Source organism: Bacillus sp. 196mf (genome assembly GCF_003217275.1).
Taxonomy (GTDB): Bacteria; Bacillota; Bacilli; order Bacillales; family Bacillaceae_G; genus Bacillus_A; species Bacillus_A thuringiensis_S.
In genome coordinates, this window is sequence record NZ_QJTG01000085.1 from 1 (window position 1) to 2,953 (window position 2,953).

Sequence of the window (2,953 nt, forward strand, 5' to 3'; positions counted from 1 at the left end):
TTTTGGTAATTCTCCTACTTCTTCATAAATCGTTTGAACCGCTTTAGTTGCCATGACAGATAGAACATTAACCACTGGTATATCTCGTTTATATTTATCTCCTAATTCAATGTCAAGGCTATCAGGCTTACCGTTTGAGTGTGCAGCACGATATCCTACATAGAATTTCCCATCACGTTCAATTGCATCACTCGTTACATGAGCACAAATCTCATTCATTAAGTTAGTTACGCTTTGTTTTAAACTTCCTTCTTTATTTGTCACGCGGCCAAATACACGCTTATTTACGTCTGGTAGTTTGATTACTTTTCCACCATTAATCACCATTTTCAATTCACTATTTCCGATATCCGCGACCGTTCTCATCATCATATCCAAAAACCACCTTTTTCATATAATTTTTATACGTTTTTTATATCCTAATTATATTATAAACCATCCACCTTTAGTTTCCAATGCATTACACATTTATTTTATATAAATTTTATATATTTTTTATATAAAAATCACTTTATCTTTAACCAGAAAGAAATTAATATACATTTTCCTTTTATATTTTATATATAATTTATATATTTAATGTATAAATTATATAAACAGAATGTATAAAAGCTTAGAAGGGGGATTATTTATAAATAAAATGTAAAATCGGTGTACTTTTTATATAATTTAAATACATTTCACCTACGTTTTAATAAACAAGACTTGTAAGTTTACTACCAATGTATGGCGAACACCTTAATTGGACAAAATTTTGTCGGTATTGTGATTTTAGAACGGATAATTCAGAATACAGCCCTTTACCTTGCTAATTAAAAAGATAAAAAGGAAACTCTAAGCTATATTTAGAGTTTCCTTTTTTAAATCATTGGTCCCCACGATCAAACAGTGGTGGAGTACACATTGTATCTGTCCATGGTACCGGACTGAGCGTTCTTTGCGAGGGAGGATAAGGAATGGACGGATTCGCCTATCCCAAACGCTTGAACCTATGCAAATAGGTTTGAAGGTCTTCCAAACCTGTTTGCCTGGCTAGCGCCGAGCGAGTCTCTTCCAAGATTGGAAGGGGTTGGGGATGGTTGGCTTACTTCCAGAATTGCCACCATCGTTTCTTTTTTTGCTTCTTTTGTTTAGCATCTAATACTTCCCGTAGTGTTTGCAGCAACAACTCATCTCGTTTTTTTATGCTCTCATCGACATATTTCCGCAATTCCTCCATTTCTTTCCTGATCCGTGCTATTTCATCTACTGTATCAATTGGTGAAGAGGTGTCCTGAGGTTGTTTAATTTGTTTGTTTTGATTGTCCACGTTGTCCATTGTGTCCTCACTATTGTTTGAACTGTTTACAACGTTGCGATGGACGTTTACAACGTTGTAAACACATTCAGGAATTGTCCCAAAACCTTGTTCATGTAATTCCATCATTTGTTTAAATAGCTCTACATCACAAGTTGAATACAATATTCGGCCATTCTTTTTCTGGAATGTATGGCCCAAACGTCTGAAATGCGCCGTATATGTTCGCAATGTGCTTGGGGGTATGTTTAGCTTGTTTACAACGTCCGAACTGTTTAATGGACGTTGTGGACGCTGTAATGAGATTACTTGACTCATACAATCAACTCCTAATTACAGTTTTAAAGATTAAGTGAGTTGCTGTAGCAATTCTAGGGGATTTCTGAAAAACCTTGTGTATCCCTAAAACTAGTCAAGTTTCCCTAAAAGTTTTTATTCTATTTACGCAGGTTGTCAGGATTCCCTATAAATTTTAAATGTATTAAGGAATAAAGTTTTTATTAATTTTTCACTTATTCATGTATAAATTCATTTATTAAGTAATAATTCCAATAATTATATAAAAGGTTCAATAATTATATAAAAGATACAAATACTATATAGATGAAAAGAAAATCGTGGAAACCCTTGTGGCTCTGAGGATGCAAGAGTTGTCTAAAAACTCAAATCGAAATACTAACATTTCCATAAGTAGAACTACATATTATTCAGTTCTATACAAGCTTTAAAATAATTTATTAAGGTTTACACAATTAAGTTATTAAGTTATTAACAATTCCACAAGTATTCTGACGTAACTCAGTGTATAAAAACATAAAAAAACAGTAGGGAAAGGGAAAATTGAACCTACTGTTTTGAGATTTGTAAAGTAATAGAAGGACTGTCTATTAAATTTCGACATAACAAATAGCCCTGTCCTTATTGATTTTTTTGAACAAGGCTCAGAATCTATTCATTTTTAAAATTTAAGTAAGTCTGAATGCATCAGGTACATCAATATCATGAGAAATGAGTTCCAGTACAAGTGCATGACGCGTATCATCGTCTAAATATCGTTCCGCCCATGGAATAAACGATTCACGCAGTTTTGCTCGTATCATTCCACCAATAGATTTTATTTTTTCTCCAAGTGCTAAGAAACTTTCACATTGATCCATTGCATAACTCATGGTATAAGTCATAAAAGCATCACGAAGTTGTTTGTTTTTAATATATGTAGCGATTCGCGATACTTCTCCTTTATAAGAAACAACAATGTCTTTACGATCTTTAGTAGTTAATGCTATGCCAATGGATTCAAGACGGGCTGTTGCTTCTTTACGCATTTTAGCTTCAGCTTGCTTAATTTCAGCTCGGTCATTTTCAATCACACATGCAGGATTCATGATAACCGTAAATTGAGTGATAACGATTTGTTGGATTTTTTCACGTATACGAGCTATGCGTCCTTTACGTGGGTTTCGAACCTTTTGTATAGCAGCATCAAATTTAAAAATTGGCGAGATGATTTCTAGGTATTTACGTACCTTTTTCGCATTGCGCCCTAAACGTTCCTTTAAGCCGTCCATGTTACGAACACAAGAATAATCTTCAACGGAATTTTTACTATTTTTAAATTGATGAGTAAAGTGGGTACATAATCCTAAAAATTCAATA

General features: G+C 33.5%; 2 protein-coding genes and 1 pseudogene. All 3 read right to left on the reverse strand.

What is annotated here, in order from left to right; genetic code table 11:
• Positions 1-372 (reverse strand): annotated as a pseudogene (locus tag ATL10_RS30495) (ParM/StbA family protein); the annotation flags it as partial.
• Positions 373-1,084: 712 nt separating this feature from the next.
• Complete coding sequence (locus ATL10_RS30500; RefSeq protein ID WP_110498352.1) at positions 1,085-1,615, reverse strand: MerR family transcriptional regulator; 531 nt, start codon at positions 1,613-1,615, stop codon at positions 1,085-1,087.
• A gap of 647 nt (positions 1,616-2,262) precedes the next feature.
• Complete coding sequence (locus ATL10_RS30505) at positions 2,263-2,865, reverse strand: hypothetical protein (RefSeq protein WP_258375853.1); 603 nt, start codon at positions 2,863-2,865, stop codon at positions 2,263-2,265.
• Positions 2,866-2,953 lie beyond the last annotated feature (88 nt).

Coding starts and splice junctions, on each gene's coding strand:
- ATL10_RS30500 (WP_110498352.1), bottom strand. CDS start 1,615: ATGAGTCAAGTAATCTCATTACAGCGTCCACAACGTCCATTAAACAGT.
- ATL10_RS30505 (WP_258375853.1), bottom strand. CDS start 2,865: ATGGACGGCTTAAAGGAACGTTTAGGGCGCAATGCGAAAAAGGTACGT.